24 protein-coding genes, 1 tRNA gene and 1 pseudogene are annotated in these 24361 nt (G+C 31.9%); 12 read left to right on the forward strand and 14 right to left on the reverse strand.

What is annotated here, in order from left to right; genetic code table 11:
* The 3 genes from CCY99_RS08930 to CCY99_RS08940 all read right to left on the reverse strand — a co-directional run.
* Positions 1-1608, reverse strand: a 1608-nt coding sequence (locus tag CCY99_RS08930) for a sulfatase-like hydrolase/transferase (protein ID WP_112061073.1), incomplete at its 3' end; no start/stop codon positions are given.
* Positions 1609-1685: 77 nt separating this feature from the next.
* Positions 1686-2237, reverse strand: coding sequence for a hypothetical protein (locus CCY99_RS08935; protein ID WP_112061074.1), 552 nt, complete (start codon positions 2235-2237; stop codon positions 1686-1688).
* The gene (locus CCY99_RS08940) at positions 2238-3326 is read right to left on the reverse strand and encodes a restriction endonuclease subunit M (RefSeq protein ID WP_112061075.1); all 1089 of its coding nucleotides are present in this window, start codon (positions 3324-3326) and stop codon (positions 2238-2240) included.
* Positions 3327-3546: 220 nt separating this feature from the next.
* Here CCY99_RS08940 and CCY99_RS08945 point away from each other — a divergent pair, with 220 nt between their 5' ends.
* From CCY99_RS08945 to CCY99_RS08960, 4 genes are all read left to right on the forward strand, one after another.
* Entirely contained in the window at positions 3547-4755 is a 1209-nt protein-coding gene (locus tag CCY99_RS08945; protein WP_112061076.1) for an NAD(P)/FAD-dependent oxidoreductase, read from the forward strand.
* A gap of 34 nt (positions 4756-4789) precedes the next feature.
* Positions 4790-5371, forward strand: a complete 582-nt coding sequence (locus CCY99_RS08950) for a hypothetical protein (protein WP_112061077.1) — start codon at positions 4790-4792, stop codon at positions 5369-5371.
* The gene (gene coaE / locus CCY99_RS08955; protein WP_112061078.1) at positions 5371-5979 is read left to right on the forward strand and encodes a dephospho-CoA kinase; all 609 of its coding nucleotides are present in this window, start codon (positions 5371-5373) and stop codon (positions 5977-5979) included. The genes CCY99_RS08950 and coaE overlap by 1 nt, the downstream gene beginning before the upstream one ends.
* A gap of 111 nt (positions 5980-6090) precedes the next feature.
* A complete protein-coding gene (locus CCY99_RS08960) occupies positions 6091-7716 on the forward strand; it encodes a DUF6056 family protein (RefSeq protein WP_112061079.1) in 1626 nt (541 codons plus the stop codon).
* Here the strand turns inward: CCY99_RS08960 and CCY99_RS08965 are convergent, their stop codons facing one another.
* Genes CCY99_RS08965 through serS form a run of 8 tightly spaced genes read right to left on the reverse strand, consistent with a single transcriptional unit; the run spans position 7717 to position 16515 of the window.
* Complete coding sequence (locus tag CCY99_RS08965; RefSeq protein ID WP_112061080.1) at positions 7717-8292, reverse strand: ComF family protein; 576 nt, start codon at positions 8290-8292, stop codon at positions 7717-7719.
* A complete protein-coding gene (gene tmk / locus CCY99_RS08970) occupies positions 8289-8855 on the reverse strand; it encodes a dTMP kinase (RefSeq protein ID WP_112061081.1) in 567 nt (188 codons plus the stop codon). Before tmk ends, CCY99_RS08965 begins: the two co-directional genes overlap by 4 nt.
* An 8-nt stretch (positions 8856-8863) precedes the next feature.
* A complete protein-coding gene (coaD, locus tag CCY99_RS08975) occupies positions 8864-9352 on the reverse strand; it encodes a pantetheine-phosphate adenylyltransferase (RefSeq protein ID WP_112061082.1) in 489 nt (162 codons plus the stop codon).
* Positions 9353-9364: 12 nt separating this feature from the next.
* A complete protein-coding gene (locus tag CCY99_RS08980; RefSeq protein WP_112061083.1) occupies positions 9365-10000 on the reverse strand; it encodes a UbiX family flavin prenyltransferase in 636 nt (211 codons plus the stop codon).
* Between the two features lies 1 nt (position 10001).
* A complete protein-coding gene (gene flgA, locus CCY99_RS08985; protein WP_112061084.1) occupies positions 10002-10721 on the reverse strand; it encodes a flagellar basal body P-ring formation chaperone FlgA in 720 nt (239 codons plus the stop codon).
* A 3-nt stretch (positions 10722-10724) separates the two neighbouring features.
* A complete protein-coding gene (locus CCY99_RS08990) occupies positions 10725-12767 on the reverse strand; it encodes a UvrD-helicase domain-containing protein (RefSeq protein ID WP_112061085.1) in 2043 nt (680 codons plus the stop codon).
* Positions 12768-12774: 7 nt separating this feature from the next.
* Positions 12775-15216, reverse strand: a complete 2442-nt coding sequence (locus CCY99_RS08995) for a tetratricopeptide repeat protein (RefSeq protein WP_112061086.1) — start codon at positions 15214-15216, stop codon at positions 12775-12777.
* A 3-nt stretch (positions 15217-15219) separates the two neighbouring features.
* On the reverse strand, positions 15220-16515 hold the full coding sequence (gene serS / locus CCY99_RS09000) for a serine--tRNA ligase (RefSeq protein WP_112061087.1): 1296 nt from the start codon (positions 16513-16515) through the stop codon (positions 15220-15222).
* Positions 16516-16658: 143 nt separating this feature from the next.
* On the opposite strand from serS, the pseudogene tatB reads away from it, so the two are divergent.
* From tatB to CCY99_RS09035, 7 genes and pseudogenes are all read left to right on the forward strand, one after another.
* A pseudogene (tatB, locus tag CCY99_RS09975) lies at positions 16659-16892 on the forward strand (Sec-independent protein translocase protein TatB); the annotation flags it as partial.
* Positions 16893-17247: 355 nt separating this feature from the next.
* A complete protein-coding gene (tatC, locus tag CCY99_RS09010) occupies positions 17248-17991 on the forward strand; it encodes a twin-arginine translocase subunit TatC (protein ID WP_112061089.1) in 744 nt (247 codons plus the stop codon).
* A gap of 27 nt (positions 17992-18018) precedes the next feature.
* Complete coding sequence (gene queA / locus CCY99_RS09015; RefSeq protein WP_112061097.1) at positions 18019-19050, forward strand: tRNA preQ1(34) S-adenosylmethionine ribosyltransferase-isomerase QueA; 1032 nt, start codon at positions 18019-18021, stop codon at positions 19048-19050.
* Positions 19047-19586, forward strand: a complete 540-nt coding sequence (rsmG, locus tag CCY99_RS09020) for a 16S rRNA (guanine(527)-N(7))-methyltransferase RsmG (RefSeq protein ID WP_112061090.1) — start codon at positions 19047-19049, stop codon at positions 19584-19586. The genes queA and rsmG overlap by 4 nt, the downstream gene beginning before the upstream one ends.
* A 1-nt stretch (position 19587) precedes the next feature.
* Entirely contained in the window at positions 19588-19803 is a 216-nt protein-coding gene (locus tag CCY99_RS09025; protein WP_112061091.1) for a PP0621 family protein, read from the forward strand.
* A 3-nt stretch (positions 19804-19806) separates the two neighbouring features.
* Complete coding sequence (locus CCY99_RS09030; RefSeq protein WP_112061092.1) at positions 19807-20199, forward strand: hypothetical protein; 393 nt, start codon at positions 19807-19809, stop codon at positions 20197-20199.
* Between the two features lie 32 nt (positions 20200-20231).
* Positions 20232-20320: transfer RNA gene (locus CCY99_RS09035), tRNA-Ser, on the forward strand.
* 825 nt (positions 20321-21145) lie between these two features.
* On the opposite strand, the gene CCY99_RS09040 is transcribed toward CCY99_RS09035, so the two are convergent.
* From CCY99_RS09040 to fliQ, 3 genes are all read right to left on the reverse strand, one after another.
* Positions 21146-21595, reverse strand: coding sequence for a low molecular weight protein-tyrosine-phosphatase (locus tag CCY99_RS09040; RefSeq protein ID WP_112061093.1), 450 nt, complete (start codon positions 21593-21595; stop codon positions 21146-21148).
* A 162-nt stretch (positions 21596-21757) separates the two neighbouring features.
* On the reverse strand, positions 21758-22702 hold the full coding sequence (gene murB / locus CCY99_RS09045) for a UDP-N-acetylmuramate dehydrogenase (RefSeq protein WP_112061094.1): 945 nt from the start codon (positions 22700-22702) through the stop codon (positions 21758-21760).
* 109 nt (positions 22703-22811) lie between these two features.
* A complete protein-coding gene (gene fliQ / locus CCY99_RS09050) occupies positions 22812-23078 on the reverse strand; it encodes a flagellar biosynthesis protein FliQ (RefSeq protein ID WP_112061095.1) in 267 nt (88 codons plus the stop codon).
* Positions 23079-23268: 190 nt separating this feature from the next.
* On the opposite strand from fliQ, the gene CCY99_RS09055 reads away from it, so the two are divergent.
* Positions 23269-24297, forward strand: a complete 1029-nt coding sequence (locus CCY99_RS09055; protein WP_112061096.1) for a cytochrome-c peroxidase — start codon at positions 23269-23271, stop codon at positions 24295-24297.
* The last annotated feature ends 64 nt before the right edge of the window (positions 24298-24361 follow it).

The raw sequence follows: 24361 nt of genomic DNA on the forward strand, positions 1-24361 counted from the left end.
ATAAACACTTGATAAAAACGGCACGAAAACTACACTTTCCTCCAAAACCGCATGTCCCCAAATCCCATTTTTATTCCCCTTTAAGTCCCTCCCTGTCGCCTCTCCGTGGTCTGCTACAAAAAACACAAAGCTAGGGATTTTGGAATCTAGATTTCTAAATTTCTCAAAAATACTAGCGATTATAAAGTCGTTAAAAATCACAGAATTATCATAGCTATTTAGCTTATAAGATTCCATATCTACATTTGAAATGGGGTAGATTCCAGCTTTTTCATATGCTCTATAATTCCGCTCATAAGGGGAGTGGGAGCTACGCTGGTGGATTATTATTAAGTTTTTCCCACTCTTAAATTCATCGATTTTAGAATCTAATAAATCTAGCAAAATCATATCGCCGATTTCCTCGCTCTTAGCGTGATTATCCTCTTTTGTGATTATTGTATCAAGGTGCTTTGGGGAGAGAGCGGGAAGCTCGGCGATGGTTTGATTTGAGAGATAAAAGGTCTTAAAGCCCTTTTGTTTGGCGAGTTTCACGAGGTGGGAATGCTCTGTTGTGATGTGAAAAATGTTGTTATGCTCATAACTCACATTAAAAAACATATTCATCGCATTTCGTGTTAGAATCGAGCTTGATAATGCGGTGGTGGCGTAAAAAAATCTATCATCATTTTTTAGTTTTTCTAAACGCGGCGTTGTCTCCCTAGCGTATCCCAAAAGGCTTAAATGCTTGGCATTTAGGCTCTCGCCTAAGATTATCACTACATTTTTGGAATCTTTGGAATCTCGTGTGGAATCTTGACTACTTGCGGAATCTTGCGTGAAATTTGCAGAATCTTGCTTGGAATCTTTAGAATCTGGCGAAAAATCCTTGATTATATATGGCTTGTAAGTAGTCATATTCTCGTTCTGCCCCCCCCCATTTTGCACTAAAAGGATAAAGAAATATCCACTAAAGCTAACTAACGAATTATATAAACTCATCGCATTATTATTTGGCATAAAGTTCGCAATTCTAGGCGTTTTAAAAAGGGCTTTATGTGGCAAAATACTAAGGGCAAATATCACCAAAATAAAGGCTACAACGCCCTTAATCTTACCAAATCTCGCACTTTTAGCATATAAAACCATAAGGCAAACATATGGGATTAAAACGCAAAATGGGACGATTAGGGAATTAGGAAAAGTGGTAGTGGAAGATTCTAGAATCTCGCTCATTTCAAGCATTATAAGCGAGATAGAAAATGGGCTAAGCGGGGCCCCAAAGTAAAACAAATGTCCAAACTGCACCAGCTCAAAAGTCGCAAACATCGCTAAAATCACATACACCGCAAATCGCGGCACAACCAGCGGAAGTATCAATGAAAACGGCACAAAAGCTAGAAGTGTAATATAATCTAGCCTAAATGAATAATCTACAAAAATGCCAAATATAAGCCCGGGAGCAAGAAAACAAATAAAAGTAGCAAATGCCAAAATGGCGTAGTTTGCAAAAATATATTTTTGCCCTCCCTCGCACTCCAAGCTATTTATATTACTTGCTATGCCTTGTTTTACTTTCCATTTTGTGAGTTTTGTGCTAAATGCGTGTTTTAAGAAATTCTTTACCAATATTTAAGCCTTTGGATTCTTTATAATTTATGGGAATCTTTTGGATTCCATTTTTGACAATAGAAACTATTAAATTATTATTTTTTGAGATTTCTTTTTATGGCTTTTTTATCTAAGCCCATTGTGGCATAAAATAGCTCCACAACTTGCTCCCTTGTAGTAACTTCTAGCATATCACTAGCTTTTAAGTCCCATTTATATCCCGCTCCCGTGCCTCTAGCACCTCTATTGTGCAAGGATTCAAAATCTATATTTGCGATTTTTGCAAGTTTCATAAAAATGGCATTAGGAGCAATCCCAATAAAGCAAATATAATCGCAATTTGCGGTATTTTTGATATTTTCATTTTGAAATTTATCATTAACATCGAGACTTGAGGTTTTCACCTCGATTCTAATATCATTGATTTTTATGTCCCAATCCCCTTGGTCGCCGTCTTTATATTCTAAACTTATATTACGCTCTTTGCTAAAAATATCCCTCAAAAGTCGCTCACCAAAACTCCCTCTTTTGTCAATCTGCAAATGTCGAATTTTCCTATATTTTGAATCGCTTTTCCATTTGGTAGTTTTATCGACATCAGCTTCAATCTCCGCAAATACGGCATTTGCAATATCTAAAATATCCATTTATATATTTTCCTTATCATAAAAACCCTTTTTTATAAGAGCCTCTTCTATCAAAGAAGTTCGTAAATTTAGGCTGGAATTTGTCCCCAAAAAGCTCACTTTTTTCCAATCTATCTGCTCTAATACCTTTCTAATTTTCTGCTTTTCTTGTAGTATCACTATCCCATAGCCACGCCTGTGTGGCAAAGATTCAAAATCCTTATATATTTTCATTTGTGGCTTACTTTTAGAATTAAAACAAGTGCTAGGCAAGTATAAGTCGCATTTATATAGCATAGCCTTATTTCTCGTGCTAGATGGCGTCCCTCCGTCGCTTAGAGAATAGACTTTTATATATTTTTTGCAAGTTTTTTTAGGATTTATTTCTATATTTATGATTTTATTTTGGATTAGCTTTTTATTCACCCAGATTTGAAAAATAGTCGCCACTTCGACTTCCTTGCCACTTGGATAAATAAAGCTATTAAGTGGCAATTTCTCGCTCAATGCAAGGCTAAAATCCTCCACTCGCCCCTTTGGACTCCCCTTGCCGTCGCTATCAAAAAGTGGCGGCAAAATAAAGGCGATGAAATCAGCAAAATTCTTTGCGTGATTTATAAATCTTAGGGCTAGATTCCCCCTTAATCCAAAAGGCGGATTCCCAATAATTGCATATTTTAAATCTTGTGATTTTGGTGTAAATTCTAAAAAATTTTGACATAAAATTTCATCATTTTTAGAATCTAAATCTATGCCTATTCGCCTAGATTCTGGCATTAAATCATAAAAGCTACAATCCCCACAGCTAGGCTCGATAAAAGTATAATCTTTGGCGTTAATTTTATGTATTTTTAGAAAATTTAAGAATATATCAAAGCAGTATTTCGCTACTTCTTTTTTGGTAAAAAACTCATTGTGGCTTCTAAAACCCGCCTTGGGAATCTCATATTTATTCCCCAGCAAAAAATTCAAATCATATAAATAATCATTTGGAATCTTTTGGAGATTCTCCCATCGTTTCAATGTGCCTATGTGCAAGTTTAGCTTTTGTGCGATTTGCTTAATATCGTAGTTTTGCCTTAGCTCATAATACACATCATTTGCTGTCATTTTCGCCCTTTGATAGAATACAAAATAAGATTCGTATTATACCCTAATATGTTTTTTAAAGAAAAATTAAGCAACTATGGAAATCTTTATGGTGGAAATTAAATTTTTGTTACTAAAAACCATATATTTTGCACTCTTAAAAATTTATCTATAATGTTTCTATGAAATAATAAACAATTTTATTAAAATAATACTTATCACAATCCTTTAGGAATTATTAATGCAATCAATACCAAAGATTCTTATTTTAGGTGGCGGTTATGGTGGATTTAAAGTGGCTACTTATCTACAAAAACATCTACCATATTCCAAAGCTAATATTACATTGATTAGTAAGCACGATTATCACTATCAAACTACGCTTTTACATAAAGTTGCAGCTGGCACTTATAGTGCTAGAAAGGCTAGGATATTCTTTCGCAAGATTCTAGATTCTAAAAAGATATTTTTCATCAAAGACACGATTATAAAAATCGACCCAGAAAATCAACGGGTATTTGGGAAAAATAATTGTTATAGTTATGATTATTTGGTTATTGCACTTGGTTTTAGCCAAAATACCTATGATATTAAGGGTGTAGATAAGTTTTGTTATAGTCTTTCATCGCTTAATTCTGCGATTAGATTACGAAATAATATTGAAACTAGATTTAAAGATTTTGATGGAGACCCACTTGATTTGCATTTTGTAGTATGCGGGAGTGGATTTACCGGGATTGAGTTTGCAGCGGAGTTAGCTACACAGGTAAATGAACTTTGTGCGATATGTGGAATTGATAAATCGCTAGTTAAAATTATTTGTATTAGTCGTGGAGAGCATATTTTACCGATGTTTAAGACAAAGGATGCCAATAAGGCAAGGAGAAAATTAGATAAATTAAGTATAGAATTTGTAAAAGGTGATGTAATAGAATGCAAAAAAGATTCTATCCTAGTGCAATTACCAACAGAAATAAAAGAAATAAAGGCTAATAATATTATTTGGTGTGCAGGTGTAAAGGGAAGTAAGGTAATAGAGGATTCGACTTGCTTTGAGAGTAAGAATTCCAGAATCTTAGTTGATGAATTTTTAGCTGTGCCAAAATATAAGAATGTATTTGTTGCAGGAGATTGTGGCATATCTCAAAAAAGAAATATATTAAATGCACCGACTGCACAACTTGCAAATCAAATGGGTGAATATATCGCCAAAAATCTAATAAAGATTCTATCAAATCAAAGTTTAGATGAACCATTTGTATTTAAGCACAGAGGGACGGTTTGCTCCATTGGACATACTGATGGTGTAGGTGTTGTTTTTAAAATTAGCATTAGTGGTGAATTGGCGGCATTTTTGAAAAACTTTATAGAAAATAAATGGATTTTTGACATTGGCGGGATTTGGAATGTTTTCAAAAAAGGGCAATTTAGATTTAGAAGCAGCAATTAAATTGCTATAATTACCAAAATTTATAGGGAATAAGATGGATAAAAATGTTATAGAAGCAGAATTTTTAGCTTGTGTAGGACTTTGTGTAAATGATTGGAATTATGGAAATAAAGATGCTCTAACACTAAATACCGATAACATCGCATTGCTTAGCTTTTTAAACACCTTTCCAAACCTCCATACACATCATATAAAGAAAAATGATATTTCGCCACTCTTACCTTTGGAAAATGTCAAAATGTATTCCAAAGCTATTGAGCTAAGAGATAGTGATTTTAATTTGATAATTGACTTAGATAATAAAACTACAGATTTTTTTAACAAGCTTCTAAGACCGAATGGAATCCTAATCATAAATCTACTACATTTGGAGCAGGATTTACAAGGTGCTAAGAAACAAATTGATGATGCGGATTTTAAAATCAAAATGCCATTTAAGGTGGAAAATAGTTATTATCTTTTTTTATCAAATAGTATCCACCCATTAGCCGATATTTGCCTACAAAAAATTGATATGCTTGAGGATTTGACATACTACAATGCTAAGATGCACGAAGCGGCATTTGCATTGCCAAACTATCTAAAAGATTATCTAAAAGGTGTAGTAAGAAATTAGTGGAAGATTTAGCATATGCGATAGTTGTTACAGGTGGCATTGGCACGGGGAAAAGCACAGCTTGTAATCTTTTAAAACTATATGGATATGCTATGATTGATGCAGATAAAATCTCGCATAATATACTTTCAAATGCCAAAGATGAGATTATAGAAATATTTGGGAATGGGATTTTAGATGTTAATGGAGTGGAGATTGATAGAAAAAAGCTAGGAAAAATCGTATTTAATTATAAAGAAAAAATGAAGATTCTAGAAAATATCCTACATCCAAAGATTAGATGGGAGATATTTAATGAAGCTCAAACATTAGAATCCCACAAAAAGCCGTATTTTATTGATATTCCTTTATTTTTTGAAGCAAATGCAAAAGATAAAAACGCCTATCCTATAGATAAGATTCTATTGATTTACTCCCCAAGAGAATTGCAAATCGCTCGTATTACAAAGAGAGATAATCTTAAAATAGATGAAGCCCAAATGCGAATCCAAGCTCAAATGGATATTGAACTAAAGCGTAAAATGGCTACTTTTATTATCGAAAATACAAAAGATTTGCCTTTTTTACAATCACAAATAGAATCTTTTCTAAAAAATATCACGGAATAAATATCTTAGAAACCACTCCTATTCCATCGTTAGAAGTAAATATTTAATAATATCTTAACAAAGTAGCAAAAAACTACTATAATATTTATAAATCTTAAAACTTGGAACGTTATGCTAAAAAATTACAAAACATTAAGTATTTTTAGTTTCATTTTCATTTATCTTTTTATTTTGAATTACTTTACGCCCATACAAGGCGATGATTGGAATTATCTATTATCACCCAAAGATGCGATAGATACGGGGATTAAGGTATTTTTGACTTGGAATTCAAGGCTTGGGGAATTTCTACATTCATCATATCTTATAAGATTGCCATTTTTCATTTTTGATTTATTCAATGCGTTTGTTGGTAGTATTTTTATATTTTTATTCTTTTATTTTTGCTTTTTAAGATTACCGAAAAATATGGCGGATTTTGGGCTTATTGCGACATTATTAGTTTCATTTATGCTTTTGCTTAGTTTTGAAGAAGTGTTTTTGTGGGGAAGTGGCTCTGCGAATTATCTTTGGACTTTCGTTGTGGTGGGGATTTTCCTACTTCCATATAGAATCTTTTTTAATGATTTAAAAAGCTTTAAAAAAATGCCAAAATTTTTAGATTCTATATATTTTTATATATTGTTTTTTATATTTTCTATTATGGCGGGAATGTGGCATGAGGTCGTATCAGCGGTGGTTTTGGCTTGTTTGGTAATACTTGTTTTATATATTAAAATATTTATGAAAATAAGCCAAGAGATTCCGCAGAATCTAGATTCTGCTAAATTTAGAGATTCCGCGAAAAATGTGGATTCTACAAAACTCGCAGAATCCACGATTAAGCCAAAACTTCCATTTTGGATTTATATTGGAATCTTGGGATTTTTTATTGGATTTTGTATATTATATTTCTCGCCCGGACAAAACGCTAGAATCGCCGAAGAATCACAAATGAGAGATTTTATCAGCCTTAAAGATTTTTTATTATTAGATTTTTCTAGCAAAGTAAGCAGAATCTATATTGTTTTAGATAGTGCCGCAAAAAGTAATCCTATATTTTTCCCTGTATTTGGCTTTATCGTGGCATTTATATATATTTTTAAAGATGTGCTAAAAAAGATTTTGCTTTTTATTGCAATCGCAATCGCTACTATTTTATATATTTTCATATTGCTTGAAATGCCGCTCCTTGCGTATTTATTAGTTTGGGGAATGTTTATTTATATTTATTTTAAGACCAAAGATAGATTATTTTTAGTAGCATTTTTATTGTTTGGAGTGTGGTTTTTAAGCACTCTTAGCACTTTTCAATTATTAGATTTGCCTTTTAGGGCTAGGGCTTTTGGGATTTTATTCTTAATTGCGATTATTGTGCTATTTGTGGCTCGATTATTGCAATATAGGCAGAATCTAGCTTATATATTTATTGTATTGGGAATCTTATATTTTGCCTATGTTGGGGTTTGCTACTATAGTTTATCGAAGCAATGGGAGAATTTGGTTAGCAAAGTGGATAGTGAAATCGATGAATTTATGCGAAATGGCGGAAAACCAGAGATGATTCACCTGCGATTAATGGATACTTATGATGTGGAGATGATGGGCTATGGGATTGATGTGGTTATCCCAAAAAGCGAGTATAATCCCACAAATCGTATGTTTTCATCGTGGTGGAGGCTCACTAGCGACCCAAAAGCCAATATAAATCAAAGTTATTCGCGTATTTTTAGGATTAAAAGTATTAGGGTGGAATAGCTAGAATCTAGCATCACTTAAGGTTAGAGCAAAAAGCACATTTACATTGTGTTCTAGTAGCTTTTCTCTAGCCTCTTTTATGCTTAAGCCCGTTGTGATAATATCATCAAGTAGCACAGCAGTAATATCATTTTTGCCCTTATAGATAAAACCTTTTTTATTGTTTTGCCTATATTCTAGGCTTTTTCCGGCATAATGAATATCATTATTTGCGATTAATGCACCAAAAAGTGGCTTAAATATCTTGCTAAATTCTTTTACAATAATGCCAGAATGCGAGTAAAATTTACTCACCTTATCATCAATCCCAATGCCATAAATATCAATATCATTAAAATTACTATGAACTTCATTTTTAAAATGCAAATAAGCCTTTCGTGCGAGAATCTTGTAGATTCTACTTCCAATTAGACTATATTTGCTTTTTAGTAAATATTCTACGCTTTGATAGTCAAAAAAGCTGTATATGGCAAAATCATCAAAATCTATACGCTTTTTAGGGGTGATTTTTATGCTATTATCACAAGCATTGCAGATTATTTTTAGGTTGATTTTCTCGCACAATAGGCATTTCATAATATTTTAGAATCTATTTTATTGCAAATAATATTTAATATCTCTTTTTCATCTTTGTAACACGGAATCTTAATATGCTCTATATTTAATCTATCGATAGATTCTAGGATTCTACGCTGAATATCCAAGAGATATTTAATGCCGTTTTGCTCGATATTATCGCTCTTTTTTTTACTTAATCGTTCTTTTAGAATATCTTCATTATGCTCTAAAACAATGACTAAATCAGGCAGTATGGAGATTGCTAGATTTATATTTATTAATAATTCAAAATCCAGCGATTGAGCGTATGCAATACCGCTTATTAAGCTTCTATCGCTAATAATTAATTGGTGTTTATTTGGTAGTAGAATCTCTTTAGTATGATTTGCTCTATCTGCCATAAATAGCAATGCTTGAGTGGTATTATTAAGATTCCCAAAAAGTGCTAATTCCCTAATTTGTTTGCCAAAGTCGCTATTACTTGGCTCTTGTGTAAAAATAGCATTTTTGTAAATATTTTTTAATAGATATATTTGTGTAGATTTGCCACTTGTGTCTATTCCCTCTATTGCTACATACATTTATAATCCTAATTTGAATTAGCTAATTTTTTCTTGATATACATAAAAACCTCTTTGGGAACAAGATGTTCAATATCCAAACTATGCCTTAATATGGAGCGAACAATGCTTGAGCTAATAAAAGAGTTTTTCAATGTAGGCATAAGATATATCGTCTCTAACTCCCTATTTAGCGAAGTATTTGTATATCCTATCTGCAATTCATATTCAAAATCACTTGTAGCGCGTAATCCTCGTATTAGGATTCTAGAATCCTTTTGCTTAGCGAAATCTGCCAAAAGCGTGGAAAACGACTCAATTCGTATGTTTTTAAATTCTTTTGTGCATAGTTTTGCCATCTCCACTCTATCTTCTATGCTAAACATAGGATTTTTTTCATTTGAATGTGCTACTGCAACAACAAGCGAATGAAATATCCTGCAACTCCGCTTGATTACATCTAAATGTCCATTTGTTATAGGGTCAAATGTGCCCGGATAAATAACTATTTTAGCCATAATATACCTTTGCTATTCCCAATGTTTATATAGGGAATTCTCTATATCTAGAGAATCTAGCCATTTGCCAATGACAAAATTCTCCATATCTTCTAAACTAGAAGCATTAGAATAATACCCTAAAATTGGAGGAGAAATAACCACATTAAGATTGCAAAGTGTAAGCATATTTTGCAAGATTATCGCATTTAGTGGCATTTCACGCGGTGCTAAAAGTAATTTTTTCTGCTCTTTTAAACACACAAGTGCACTTCTAGTAATCAAAGTATCACTAATCCCATAAGCTATTTTTGCTAGAGAATTTACACTACAAGGGATTATAGCCATAGCATTTACACCAAAAGAGCCTGATGCAATAGGTGAGCTTAAATCTCTATCATCAAAAATATGGAATCTATTTCTATATTTTTTTAGTATTTCTATGGTGGATTTAAGCCTTGTATTAGTGGAAATATTGGAATCCAAAGATTCCACAAAATTATCAAAATGAAAGTTATTTTCACATCTTAATACATTTTTAGCACCTTCGCTAAGCACTAAATAACATTCTAAATAATCTAAATGCAGTATTTTTGATAAGCATTTTAGCCCTAGTTCCGCACCACTTGCCCCGCAAATGGCAATTACTAATTTTTTCTTTTTATTCATTTTATTTCATTTTGGCAGTTTCTTGATTTAGAATCTCAATATCTATTATCTTGCCACTCTGCGTATTTTCAGCCTTTATAATCTGCCCGATTGAGCCACTTTCAAGTGCCTTTGCATTGAATGAGATATTAATATTTTGGTTATTATACAGCACTTCTACAATATCACCTTTTTGGATTAGAATCTTTGGCATAATCTTAGAGGGGATAATAACCGCTCCATTAGGGATAAAACTCTTTGCGGAATATTCATTTAAGATATTTGGAAGTGCGGGGATTTGCATAGTTTTTGTAATGGGAATCTGCGTAATCTGCGAGTTATTATTCGTTATGACTTCATTAGTTTTTATATTATTACTCGCACTTAGAGCATCGATTGTGGCATTGATATTAAATGTAAAAAAGACTCTTTGTCGCTTTTCATTATGATATAAATGCACTTCAAAGTTCCCGCTATCGCGTTTTAAAAGCCTATCATCAAAAATAATTTTATCAATTTTCATTTTATTTAGATTAATGTCCATAGCAGGAGTTACTGAAATATCATTGATTTGGATATTATAATCCTTGTAGGATTGCAAAAAGCGATTTTTAATAAAAGATTCTATATCTCTTATTATATTCTGCTCTTGATTTATATCTTGCTTTATTGTGCTTTTTTCTATCACATCTTGTTGGGCGTAAATAAAGCTAAATGTTAATATCAAAATTAATATTTTCAAATCTTATGCCTTTATCACAAAAGAAGATAAAATATCTCTAACTATGCCACCAAAGTTGATTTTTAGCTTCATTTCTCTTCCACTATCCGATACATCTACTACTCTACCAGCACCAAAAATCTTATGAATAACCAAATCATTTTTTCTAAATTTATTTGTTTTCTCTAGGCTTATTCCGCCCTCAATTAGTCCAGATTCGCTTAGGAATCTTGATTTTTGAAGCTGTGTTCGTTTGCCTTTATAATATCTTGAATGTGCATAAGATACGCAAAGCTCACTTTTTGCACGCGTAAATGCCACATATCCAAGTCGCCTTTCTTCCTCAATATCGGTATTTTCACTTACAATTGGGAAAAATCCCTCCTCCATTCCAATAACAAATAGATATTCAAATTCTAATCCTTTTGATGAATGCACACTCATACAAGACACGGCATTATCTATATCATTATCACTATCACTACTAAGTGAAATATCATTTAGAAAATCCTCTAAACTTGAGGTTGGATTCTGCACGATATAATCCCTAAAAAATCCATAAAATTCATCTACATTCGCCTCTCTATCAATCTCATCTTGCACATTTTCAAATGTATCTAAGATATTAATCCTATCTTTGAATAAATCTAAAAATTGTATTGTTGAGTGTTCTAAAACATCTTTTAGCTCATTTATTGTGTTAAAAATACCAATTATGCTATCAATATGCTTTTTGTTAATACCAATCTCATCTGCATAATTATTTACAGCTTGATAAATGGATATTTGCTTACTTTGTGCAAAGGATTCTAGTTTATCCTGCGTTACCTTGCCAATCCCTCTTTTGGGGCGATTTACAATCCTAAGAAAAGAAAAATCATCATTTATATTAACTATCAATCTAAAATAACTTAAAATATCCTTTATCTCAGCTCTTTCATAGAATCTAACTGCTCCAACAAGCTTATATGGTATATTTTCTCTATTTAAACCATCTTCTAAACTCCTACTTAGGGCATTTAGCCTAAATAAAATCGCGATATTATCCAACGAAACACCAGATTTAATTAATTTTTTGATTTTTTTGGCAATACTCGTAGCCTCTATTCTCTCATCAATAGATTCTAATAGCTCTACATCTTTACCGCTTCCTTTTATGCTTTTTAGTTCTTTTCCAAGTCGTTTTGTATTAAAGTTTATAAGCTTATTTGCAACATCTAAAATCTCTGTGGTAGAGCGATAATTTTTCTCTAATCTAATAATCTTAGCACCAAGAAAATTATCCTTAAAATCTAAGATATTATTGACATTCGCACCCCTCCAGCCATAAATACTTTGGTCATCATCACCAACAACACATAGATTATTATGTGTTTTGCATAGTTTTTGCAATAGCTTATATTGTAATTCATTGGTATCTTGATACTCATCTACCATAATATAATTATATCGATTGCTTATTTCTGTGCATAGTGTGGGGTTTTTATCTAGAATCTCATAACTCAATAATAATAAATCATCAAAATCAAGCATATTTTTTTCTAATAAATAATTATTATAAACACCATAGATTCTAGCTATCTCTTTATAGGTATTATCCTGTGCTTTGTCTAGGGCTTCATTTGGTGTTATAAGCCAATTTTTCATTCTTGAGATTTCGCTTACAAGTAAGCTTAAGGGTATATTTGAATTTAGGGTTTTTAGAATCTTCTTTTTATCCTCTGTGTCGATTAGAATAAAATTTGTTTTGCGATTAAGATGATGGATATTAAACTTTAAAAATAATAATCCAAATTTATGAAATGTGCATAAAAGCGGCGGAGCAGAATCTATTTGCTTTATAAGATTTAATGCACGATAACGCATTTGCAAAGCGGCTTTATTTGTAAAAGTAAGGGTGAGTGTGGAGTTTGGGACTATTCCTATGCAATCAATCAAATAAGCAAGTCTTGTTGTTAGTGTTTTTGTTTTGCCACTTCCAGCACCTGCTAAAATCAATAGCGGTCCATCTAAATGCGTCGCTGCTTGTCTTTGCTCTTCGTTTAAATCATCTAAAATACTACTCATTTAAAACTCACTCTTCCAAAATATTGCTAGTATCAATCTCAAAATCAAAAAATTTAGATTGAAAATCCACATCTCCAATCTGTATAAATTGCAATGATGCTAATTTAAAATTCCCCATTGATTGGTGAAGCAAACCTAATGCAAATCTACTTTCCATATTTACCCTAGATTCTAGCTGTGATAATTGTATCAACGCTACAGCATTATCATAATGTCCCGCACCAATCGCCGCCACACTAGCCAAAAAATAAATCTCCGAAGTATTTAGTTTATAATCATCTATTAGTGTATTATAGTATACAAATGCTTTTTCAAACTCCCCTAAATATATAGCATTTAGTGCTAAAGCTTCTAAGATTCCGCTGATATTCCCTTGTGTATTTAGTAATTTATTGCTTAAAAATGTATCTACATAGCTATTTGCTCCAACAAGAAATGCCATAAATACATATATTTGCCTAGCGAGTGATGGTCCTGTATAAACTAAATCAAGATTTGTTATATCATTCTTAAAAAAATCAAATAAACTTAGAGAGAATGCTTTGATATTTTCATCATAATGATTTGCTATACGATATAAAATCATTGCCACCAAATCATTATTTGATACATCTTGTAAATCTTTAAAGGATTGTGAAATAATATTTTTATCTCTAGAATTGACAGAATACAAGGCACGTAAAGCATACATCATTGGACTTTTTTGGGAATCTGTATTAAACCATAATAAATCATCGGATATATTACCATTTACAAAACCAAATAAAGAGCGTAAGAAATCCTCATAAATAGGGCTTTCAAAATTTATATCTTCAAAATTATTTGTAATATCATTTGCAATTCTATCTCCATTAGTATAAGTCATTTGCGAACACATAAGAGCAAAGATTCCAGATAATATATCATTACCATCGAGATGAAAAGCTTTTAAAAAATGTTTTCTTGCGTTTTCAAAATCATTTAATTGTGCATAAATTAATCCTAGATTATATTGCAAAACTTGATGATTTGGATACGCTATAACAGCGTTTTGCATTATATTTAAGGCATTTTCTATGTTATATTCTAAAATATTTTTTATACTTTGTGCTATATTCATATTTATACGAGAAAGCATCGCACCGTGTATTAGGATATTATTAGCTTCTTCGATATTATTCATTTTTAGTGCCAAACCGCCCTCTTCTATCAAAGATAAGGCATTATCTATATCAAAAACCTTAAATGGTGCAAAATAAAATAAAATCTTATATCCCATTATCTTATTTTGTTCATAGCTTAGATTCCAGAAATTTTTCTGCACTTGGTCTATATTAAATAGCGAATCTTTGAGCTTAATTTTTATTGGGTAAAATTTTTGTAAGTCATTTGATGTTTTGCTCTCTAGTAATTTTTCATAAATATTTGAAACTTCAGTAAAATTTGACCTTTTTATCTCAATCAACGCTTGAGCCATTAAGACTTGTGCATTATCCAATCCATTATCTCGCAAATAAGAATCTATCTGCTCGTAAGCTAAATCATATTCCCCCATTCTGGCGTAAAGTAATCCTATCGCATATCTATTATCTATATTTGGATTATCCAATAAGGTTTTTATTGCATTAAAATCATCATTAAACATAAGATATATTTTAGATAATAATATGGAATTTTCATTTTTATAAAAACTAGAATTTGGATTTTTGAGTGATGAGAGCATATTAAAATAATTACTAGAATAATAATTTACCAATGAATACAAATAAGAATAAAGTGGCATATCATACCACTCAATCATCTTACCTTTAGCAAGATTCACATAATAATCATATAATCGCAAATCGCCTAATTGATATGCACTAACCGCAGCATTTATTGCAGCAGCTGCGACATTGTCCCCTGAATTAATCGTAGCATTAAATGCATCAATAGAATCCCTATATTTTTTCTCTCTTAGTTTTGCCACACCAAGATTAAAACTAGCAAAACTTTGGGAAAAAATTGCAATATTCGTATAAATATCTAATGCCTCAGATATTTGCCCATTATTATAAAGTAATGATGCTTTTTTGATTAAGGATTGCAATTCTCCTGTTTGAATTGGTCTTAATGTTGTGAAATTATTTTTTGGTGAGATGGTTTGTTTAGGTTTTGGTGTATATATCTGGCTTAGTGGCTGCTCCTTATTTAGAATGACTACAATAGCGATAATACAAGCTAGTAGAATCCCACATATAGCTAGAAATGCATATAAAAAATATTTATTTTTAAATCTATTTTTTAGCTTATTATTTTTTAGTTTTTCTATATTTACACTTGATTTGAGATTAATAATCTTTAATTTTTCTTTTATTTTTTTTAATATGGATTTTAATCTATCTAATAAAGTTTTTTTTATCTCCTCTTTTTTATCAAGATGTATGATATTTTTTTCTTCATTTGTATTTTGTGGATTGCTTGCTGCCATTTTTTATACCATATATTTTTTTAAAACACTAGGGATATTAATACTTCCATCTTGGTTTTGATAATTTTCCATAATCGCTACAAGTGTTCTTCCCACTGCAAGAGATGAGCCATTTAGCGTATGAGCTAGGATATTTTTCTTTCCATCTTTATATCTTATCCTACCGCGTCTACTTTGAAAATCACGCACATTTGATATAGAGCTAATTTCCCTATAGCAATTTTGACCCGGAAGCCAAACCTCAATATCCACCGTATTACTCGCACTGAATCCTAAATCACCGCCACATAATTGAACGAATCTATGCGGTAATTCAAGCTCTTTTAATATCCCACTTGCACAATTTATCATTTTTTCTTGCATTTCATCGCTTTTATCTGGGAATGTTATTGCGACTAATTCCACTTTATCAAATTGATGTTGCCTTATAATGCCCCTTGTATCGCGACCTGCACTTCCTGCTTCTTTTCTAAAACAAGGAGTATAAGAGCACATTTGTATAGGTAGATTATCTTTTGGGATAATTACATCACGATATAGATTTGTAAGGGTAATCTCAGCCGTAGAAATCAAATAAAGCTCGTGCCCTTTTGGCTTGTGTCCTTTTGATGGTTGGCTTTCATCATCTGCAAAGCTATCTATTTTAAACATATCATCTTCAAATTTTGGCAATTGTCCTGTTGCAAATAAACTTTCTTTATTTACAATAACAGGTGTGCAAATCTCTGCGAATCCTTGCTCCCTATTGAAATCTAACATAAAATTAATCAATGCTCGATTTAATCTAGCTGCTTCATATCTTAACACAGAAAAGCGACTTTTTGCTAGTTTTATCCCGCATTCAAAATCTATCCATTTATTATCTTGGGCTAATTCCCAATGCTCTTTTGGGGTAAAATCAAATTTTTTAGGGATTAAAATGTTTTCTAATACAATATTATCATTTTCATCATCACCCTTTGGTGTTTTAGAATCTGGTAGATTTGGAATATTTAATAAAAAATTATTTAATTCATTTTCTTGTTTATTTAGGCTATTTTCGAGTTCAGCAATGTTACTTTTTAAAGAAGATAGGGAATCTGCAAGCTCTTTTGTGTCTTTATTTTCTTTTTTATACTTAAAAAACAGCTTTGAATCGCTATTTTGCTTTGCTTGTAGATTTTCTAAATGTTTGAGATTTGTCCTATATTCATTTGCCAATAAAAAGGCTTGTTCTAATACACTAGGCTCTACTTTTTTAATCAAAAGTAGCTCCTTTACTCGCTTAAAATCATTGATTAAAAGTTTTACATCTATCATTGGATTTAGACCTTTGTTTTGATAAAAGTTAAAAATAATTTTATAATTATAACAATCTTAAGCAATAAATTCATAAAACTTTAAAATATACAACTTTTGCGATACAATAACAACTTAGATTTAATCTTTTGGTAAAGGTTTTTATGTTTGGTTTTTCATTTGGAGAAGTTTTAATAATAGCGATTATCGCAGTGTTATTCTTAGGTCCTGATAAACTGCCTAAAGCATTTGTCGATATAGCAAAATTTTTTAAAGCTGTTAAAAAAACAATCAATGATGCTAAAGATGCACTAGATAGAGAAGTTCATATAAGTGAGATTAAACAAGAAGCTTTAGAATACAAAAAGAAATTTGAACAAGGTGCAGAAAGCATTAAAAATGATATTGCCAAAAGTGGCAATTTTGATGAAATAAGCAATATTTTAAACACCCCTTTAGATTCTGTAGAATCTAACAATAAAACCAACTCAATAAATTCAATGCAAGAACTTGAGTTAGAAACAAAAAAAATAGCTTCTAAGGTTAATCTAAAGCCAACTACTAAAAAAACAGAATCTAAAATAGCTAAAACTAAAACAAAAACAGATTCTACAAAAAAACCAGCTAAGCCCAAAACAGCTAAAACAGATTCTACAAAATCTAAAACAACCAAGCCCAAAACAGCCAAAATAGATTCTGCAGAATCTAAAACTAAAACAACAAAACGAACTAGAAAGGTGTCGGAGCAATAATATGTTTGAAGATTTAAAACCACATTTGGTTGATTTACGCAAAAGATTGCTCATTTCGGTTATCACACTTGTTGTGATGTTTTTTTTATGTTTTGCTTTTTGGGAGCCTATTTTAAATTGGATGATTGCTCCACTTAATGATGTTTTACCAAAAGGCACAAAGCCGGTATTTATACAAGTTGGTGAGGCATTTTTAACTGCTGTTAAGGTTGCCTTTTTTGCGGCACTCGTGCTTTCAATGCCGATAATTTTTTGGCAATTGTGGCTATTTATCGCACCGGGTCTTTATAGTAATGAGAAAAAATTAGTTTTACCTTTTGTTTTCTCTGGAACATTTATGTTTCTTTGTGGTTCAGCATTTGCATACTATGTCGTATTTCCTTATGGATTATCATATCTTATCAATTTTGGTAGTAATATTTTTAATGCAATGCCTAGTATAGGCTATTATGCCACATTTTTTGCAAAGCTTATGATTGGTTTTGGTATTGCGTTTGAATTGCCAGTTATTTGCTATTTTCTTGCAAAATTAGGACTAATCACAGATAAAACACTAATTAAATTTTTTCGTATAGCAATAGTCCTTATTTTTGTCTTAGCTGCGTTTTTAACGCCACCAGAAGTAACTACACAAATATTGATGGCAATTCCACTTATTTTGCTTTATGGTGTATCGATTATTATTGTTAGATTTGTAAATCCAGAAAAAAATGACGAGGAAGAAGATTCCGAAATTGTTCCTTAAAGATTTAGGAAGGATTTTTAAAAAGTGATAAATCAAACAAAATTAGATGTCAAATCTTTGCAATCTTACGATTATGATTTACCAAAAGAATTAATCGCAACATATCCCATATATCCAAAAAATCAAGCGAAATTATTAGTTTATGATAGAAGTGATGATAGTATTACGCACTCGTATTTTAAAGATTTTTTTGATTTTATTCCAAAAAATTGTCTTTTTGTTTTGAATGATACAAAGGTATTAAAAGCTAGAATCTTTGGCAAAAAATCAAGTGGAGGTAGTGTAGAGATTCTATATCATAATGCACTAGATAATCATAGATTTATAGTGCAGATTAAAGGAAAAGTGAAAGTCGGTGATGAAATCATTTTTCCATCTTCATTAAAAGCTATTATTTTAGAATGTTTGAGAGATGGAACAAGAATTATTGAATTTAGTAAAAATGGGGAGATTCTAAACAAACAAGATATAGTTGGAATCCTTAATGAAATAGGGCATATTCCGCTTCCACCTTATATAAAAAGAGAGGATTGTTTAAGTGATGAGAGCGATTACCAAAGTGTGTTTGCAAAAAATATTGGTGCAATAGCAGCCCCTACAGCTTCGCTTCATTTTGATAATAATGATTTGGAGAAAATAAAACAAAAAGAGCATTGTTTTATTACGCTTCACATCGGTGCGGGGACATTTTTTGGTGTGGAATCTCAAAATATCACAAATCACAAAATGCATAAAGAAAGCTTTTTCATTGACAACACAGCAAAAATGAAAATAGATAATGCTAAAAAGATACTATGTATTGGGACTACGACTTGTAGATGTGTGGAGTATTATGCAAAAAGTGGTAAAACAAAAGGGGATTGCGATATTTTTATCAATCCGCTAAATCCACCTATAAAAACGAATTATTTGCTTACAAATTTTCATTTGCCAAAATCATCTCTTATTATGCTTGTCTCGGCATTTATTGGTGTTGAAAAGACATTAGAAATTTACAATATAGCAAAAAATGCACAATATAGATTCTATTCTTATGGCGATGGAATGCTTATATTATGATAGATAATAAAAAATTTGAGATATTTTGCGATGAATTACTAAAATGGAACAAGATTCACAATCTAACAGGATATAAAACCAAAAGTCAAATCTACGAAAATATTGAAGATTCTATCTATCCACTAGAATTTATAGCAGATTTTAACAATGCTATGGATATTGGCAGTGGAAATGGATTTCCAGCGATTCTACTTGCTATTGTCAAAGAAAAATCACATTTTACCTTAGTTGAGCCAAATAATAAAAAAGCTTCATTTTTACAAATAGTGGCTTTAAAGCTGGGCTTAAAAAATGTAAGTGTAATAAAAAATACAATACAAAATATCCCACCAAAAGAGCATTTTGATTTAATCACTTCAAGGGCATTATTTGAAACGCAGAAATTAATCAATCTAAGCAAAGATTTCTTGGATAAAAATGGATATTTTTTATTTTACAAAGGTAGTTTGGAAAAATCTAAAGATTTAGTAGAATCCTCTAATTATATAAACAGACACAAAAGAATATATTTTTATAAAGCAAAAAGTGAGGTTTAAAATGGGAAAATTATTAATTTTTGTGCTAATTATAGTAGCTATTTGGTTTTTCTTTTTTAGAAAAAAGAAATCTAAAGAGGAGAAAATACCTAAAGAAAAAGATTCTCATTATATGATTGAATGTGAAAATTGTAAAACATATATCTCAAAAGATGAAGCAATTTTTGCGAATGGAAAATGGTATTGTTCTAAAAAATGTTTAATAGACAAGGATTGATAAATGTTAATTTTAGGTCATATAGCAATAGATTATCCAAATTTTATACATATAAAAAGCATAGATGATTTAGCAAAAACACTGCCAAAAGATATAGTATGGTTTAATGCATCAAATGATGTAGATTACAATATCGCAAAGCATTGTAGAGATAATAATATCGCCTATAGCGTGGTAATTAACGAGCTAAAAGATGCAATTATTTTTGCAAATCTAGGGGCAAAATATATTATCATTAGTGATAAACATCTAGCTGAAATAACACAAAAAGTGGCAAATGAATATTTTTTTGATAGCAAGATTCTATATATCGTAAATGATGAAAGTAGTATTGAGAATATGGCTATGTTGGGAATTGATGGTGTCATTTTTAATAATATATTAAAAACTAATTAGCTAGAATCCTAGATTTTGATTAAAACATTTATAGAAAGGTGTCCGAGTGGTTGAAGGAGCACGCCTGGAACGCGTGTAAGGTTAATAGCCTTCGAGGGTTCGAATCCCTTCCTTTCTGCCAGAAATACTACAATTTTTTAAATAATTCCATCACAACGCAATCAATCGTGGTTATCTACAAGAATCTTATTTCTATCTTTCAAGTTTTATACAAGATTCCAAATATGTATTTTATAAAATAAAAAATTTTTAAAAAATACCAGCAAGTTAGCAATAGACGGATTTATAGGGGCTAGTATTAAGCAGAATCTAATGGCAGATTCTCGCACTTCACAATCAAATCCACAAATAAAATGAAAAAATATGAAGCATAAAAAAGTCGTAGTAATCGACTCTACTGGGCATATTGGCGCATATCTTGTGCCGATGTTTGAGAGTGCTTTGAAATTATAAGCATCTCACGAGAGAAAATCCTCCATATAAAGCAAATAAAACCTTTGATAAAATAGAAAAAATCGCAAGGAGGCTATGAAATCTACTTGCCAAACTTAGGAATGAATATCTTATATCTATGCATATGATGTCGCCCAAATGTTTTTTAAGGCGATTATTCATATGGATTCTGCGTTAGGTGAGAGCTTCCACATCATAGCTAAATGCTCTTTAAATTTTTATGGCTAGTTATGGAATCTTGCGAATCTAGATTCTTAGAATCTGCTAAAATCTTGTGGATTTTTGGGTGCAAATACGAGGCAATGGAAATCGACCATAGATATTTCACACAACACCCATAGAAAACACCCAAAAGTTGATTGACTATAAGCCAAAGATTCCGCGCAAGAGACGATAAATCGCCATTGACAGCTATAACGAGAGATTATTAAGATATGGAATTAATTAGTATTGTGTTTTTAGCATTCCCTTATTTTATATTTCTTAGATTCTATTATTTTTTAAGTTTATTTGATAGTAGATTTTTGACACAAGTTTCTATCATATTAAAAACTCGCTCAAAACCCTCCAAATCGCGGTAAGTATATGGGTCTGGGACATCTCTATTATCCGCCCCAAAATGCCCTAGCTTGATTATTTTATTCTCATCAAAGCCCATATTTAGCAAATCCCTCTTATTAGATTCGTCCATCACGATATAATAATCCCACTCTAAATCCACATATGGGCTTATTTGCCGCCCTCTCAAATCGCTTATATCAATGCCGTGATTTTTTGCCACCACAATCGACCTCCTATCGGGGGCTTCATCAATGTGCCAACCACTTGTCCCGCAAGAATCCACGATAATATCTAGCTTGTTTTTCGCCACTAAATCCCGTGCGATTCCCTCTGCAAGGGGTGAACGACAGATATTCCCTAAGCATACAAATAATATTTTCATTTCAAAATCCTTTATATTTAATTTCTATAAGACTTCGCAAATAAACGAAGTTTTAGTAAATGGAAATTAGCTTGTCTAGCACCAAAACTAGAATCTAAGAATAAAAATCTTAAATCTTTTTCCACTCATTGCTCTTAAAAGCCCTTTAAACGCAAACTTTCATTAATCATATGTAAAATCTAAGATAATTATTTCGCACTCTAATTTTATGCCAAATTCTTTAAAAACCCGCTGTTTTGCAAGATTGATTAACTCTATTGCTTCTTCGAATTTCCCGCCACCATAATTTATCAAAAAATTTGCGTGTTTCTCACTAAAGCCCATATTGCCAATTTTAAAGCCTCTTAAACCTACATTTTCGAGTAATTTCCCGGCTGGAATCTGGCTTTTAGATTTAAGCAGAATCTCGTCTGGAGATTCGCCGGGAATTTCGGCATTTGGAATCTCGGGCAGAATCTCACCGGAAACTTCGTTAGCTAGGGATTTACCACGAATCTCGCTAAGTGGAATCTCGCCCTCTAATATTCCGCACGGATTCTTAAAGCAACTCCCACAGCTTGGCTCTTTTGGCTGGTTTAAACGCATTTGTTTAAACGCAGATTCTAGGATTCCGCTAAAGCCTCGAATTTTTTTGATTTTTACCGCAGAGATAATGCCCTCTATCCCACTATTTCGATATTTAAAATCGATTGCGTTTGCCTCGTGCCACACGCCATTTACGCACACGCTATGAAGCATATTTTTTATCTCATATTCTTTCATTCCAGCATTCATTTTGACTATTCCACCAACGCTTCCGGGCAATGCTCCTAAAAACTCCAAGCCCCCTAAATCGTGCGTTTTAGCGTGTAAAAATAGCTTTCGCCCATTCGTCCTTGCCCCAATTTCTAGCAAATCGTCGCTATCATTTATATAATCAAACTCGCTCCCAAGCTGGAAAATGCGAGTAACATTTTCGCTAATTAAAATATTATTCGCCTTGCCGATTAAATAGTGATTTTGGGCTAGATTCATTGCCTCATCGAGATTCTGGGCAATTTTTAGCTCTAAAGTTCCGCCAATTTTTATGCTTGAATATTTGCTAAAATCAATCTTTTTGATAATCAATTTTAAACCTCCGCCTTAAAAATGCACGAGATTTTCGCCTCAAATTCGCCCACGAGATTCCACAAAAAATGCCCCAGATTCCACAAAATCCTCCATACATCAACAGAATCTAAAATGGAAAAGTAGGAATCATATTAAATAAAATCGTCGTGTAATCGATAATCATATTTAGCATCCACGGCATAGTTAGGATTAAAACAGCGATGATTGCTAGAATCTTAGGGATAAAAGTGAGCGTTGCGTCGTTTATCTGCGTGGTGGCTTGAAATATGCTTATCAAAAGCCCCACGATTAGCCCTGTTAGGAGTAAAGGCAAAGATACGATAAGTGTGATTTTGTAGGTTTCGATTGCTAAAGAGATAAATTTTGCTTCCACTTTTATTTAAGAATCTTTCAAAAGGATATTAGATTTAAAATCATATCAAAATAATCTTATTTTTTATATATTTATTGTTATGGGTTTTAAAGTAGTTATAATAAAAATTTCTATATAATAATTTTTGTTATTTTGAAATACAAATTAGTATTAGAAATTAACTAAAAACATACAAACAGGAGTTTAATTTATGAAAAAGGCTTTAATTAGCGGAAGCATTATGGTAGCTAGTAGTTGTTTTTTATTTGCTGCAGTAACAGGTGATGATTTAGTTCAAAAAGCTAACAATTCTGGCTTAAAACCTATGCCAACAGGGAAAGAATTGCAAAAAGCAACAGGAATGGATAAGGTTACAAAAGCACAAATTGAGCTTGGTAAAAAGCTATATTTTGACCCGAGAATCTCAAGCTCGAATCTAATCTCTTGCAACACCTGCCATAATCTAGGCTTAGGTGGAACAGATGTGGTTCCAGCAGCAATCGGGCATAAGTGGGTTATGAATCCATCTCACTTAAACTCACCAACCGTTTATAACTCGGTGTTTAACTCATCTCAGTTCTGGGACGGGCGAAGTGCACACTTGCAAGACCAAGCAAAAGGTCCAATCCAAGCTGCTCCAGAGATGAATGCAGACCCAAAAGTTGTTATTGCAAAGATTACATCAATACCTGAATATGTGGTAGAGTTTAAAAAAGCGTATGGTAATAATGTAAAAATCGATTTTGATTTGATTGCTGATACAATCGCTATTTTTGAGAAAACTTTAGTTACGCCTTCTAGATATGATGATTTTTTGCGAGGAAATGTAAAAGCATTAAGCAAAGCAGAGCAAGAAGGTTTAGATTTATTCATCGATAAGGGCTGTATAGCTTGTCATAATGATATAAACTTAGGTGGGACTTTACAACCACTTGGCGTTGCGAAAGAGTATAAATTCGCGAATGTTGGTGGATTCAAAGGGAATAAAGATGGAATGGTAAAAACTCCAACGCTAAGAAACATTATGGAAACTATGCCATATTTCCACAATGGACAATATTGGGATGTAAAAGATGCTATAAAAGAAATGGCGAGCATCCAGCTAGGTGATGAGATAACAGACAAAGATGCTGCTAAAATAGAAGTATTCTTCGGTGCTCTAACAGGGAAAAAACCAGATATTATATATCCAATGCTTCCAGCACAGACTATCGATACTCCAAAACCTACATTTGATTAATATTTATCCATACAATATTTAAAATATTGTATGGTATCTCCCTACTATCTTTTAGATTCCGTTA

This window comes from Helicobacter sp. 16-1353 (genome assembly GCF_003288815.1).
Classification (GTDB): domain Bacteria; phylum Campylobacterota; class Campylobacteria; order Campylobacterales; family Helicobacteraceae; genus NHYM01.

What these genes read in the sequence shown, in the direction of transcription:
- CCY99_RS08960 (WP_112061079.1), top strand. Translation starts at nt 6,091, where the DNA reads ATGCTAAAAAATTACAAAACATTAAGTATTTTTAGTTTCATTTTCATT.
- tmk (WP_112061081.1), bottom strand. Translation starts at nt 8,855, where the DNA reads ATGTATGTAGCAATAGAGGGAATAGACACAAGTGGCAAATCTACACAA.
- tatC (WP_112061089.1), top strand. Translation starts at nt 17,248, where the DNA reads ATGTTTGAAGATTTAAAACCACATTTGGTTGATTTACGCAAAAGATTG.
- CCY99_RS08940 (WP_112061075.1), bottom strand. Translation starts at nt 3,326, where the DNA reads ATGACAGCAAATGATGTGTATTATGAGCTAAGGCAAAACTACGATATT.
- CCY99_RS09025 (WP_112061091.1), top strand. Translation starts at nt 19,588, where the DNA reads ATGGGAAAATTATTAATTTTTGTGCTAATTATAGTAGCTATTTGGTTT.
- CCY99_RS09055 (WP_112061096.1), top strand. Translation starts at nt 23,269, where the DNA reads ATGAAAAAGGCTTTAATTAGCGGAAGCATTATGGTAGCTAGTAGTTGT.
- CCY99_RS08950 (WP_112061077.1), top strand. Translation starts at nt 4,790, where the DNA reads ATGGATAAAAATGTTATAGAAGCAGAATTTTTAGCTTGTGTAGGACTT.
- CCY99_RS08945 (WP_112061076.1), top strand. Translation starts at nt 3,547, where the DNA reads ATGCAATCAATACCAAAGATTCTTATTTTAGGTGGCGGTTATGGTGGA.
- CCY99_RS08935 (WP_112061074.1), bottom strand. Translation starts at nt 2,237, where the DNA reads ATGGATATTTTAGATATTGCAAATGCCGTATTTGCGGAGATTGAAGCT.
- CCY99_RS09030 (WP_112061092.1), top strand. Translation starts at nt 19,807, where the DNA reads ATGTTAATTTTAGGTCATATAGCAATAGATTATCCAAATTTTATACAT.
- serS (WP_112061087.1), bottom strand. Translation starts at nt 16,515, where the DNA reads ATGATAGATGTAAAACTTTTAATCAATGATTTTAAGCGAGTAAAGGAG.
- CCY99_RS08995 (WP_112061086.1), bottom strand. Translation starts at nt 15,216, where the DNA reads ATGGCAGCAAGCAATCCACAAAATACAAATGAAGAAAAAAATATCATA.
- coaD (WP_112061082.1), bottom strand. Translation starts at nt 9,352, where the DNA reads ATGGCTAAAATAGTTATTTATCCGGGCACATTTGACCCTATAACAAAT.
- CCY99_RS09040 (WP_112061093.1), bottom strand. Translation starts at nt 21,595, where the DNA reads ATGAAAATATTATTTGTATGCTTAGGGAATATCTGTCGTTCACCCCTT.
- CCY99_RS08990 (WP_112061085.1), bottom strand. Translation starts at nt 12,767, where the DNA reads ATGAGTAGTATTTTAGATGATTTAAACGAAGAGCAAAGACAAGCAGCG.
- rsmG (WP_112061090.1), top strand. Translation starts at nt 19,047, where the DNA reads ATGATAGATAATAAAAAATTTGAGATATTTTGCGATGAATTACTAAAA.
- CCY99_RS08980 (WP_112061083.1), bottom strand. Translation starts at nt 10,000, where the DNA reads ATGAATAAAAAGAAAAAATTAGTAATTGCCATTTGCGGGGCAAGTGGT.
- CCY99_RS08965 (WP_112061080.1), bottom strand. Translation starts at nt 8,292, where the DNA reads ATGAAATGCCTATTGTGCGAGAAAATCAACCTAAAAATAATCTGCAAT.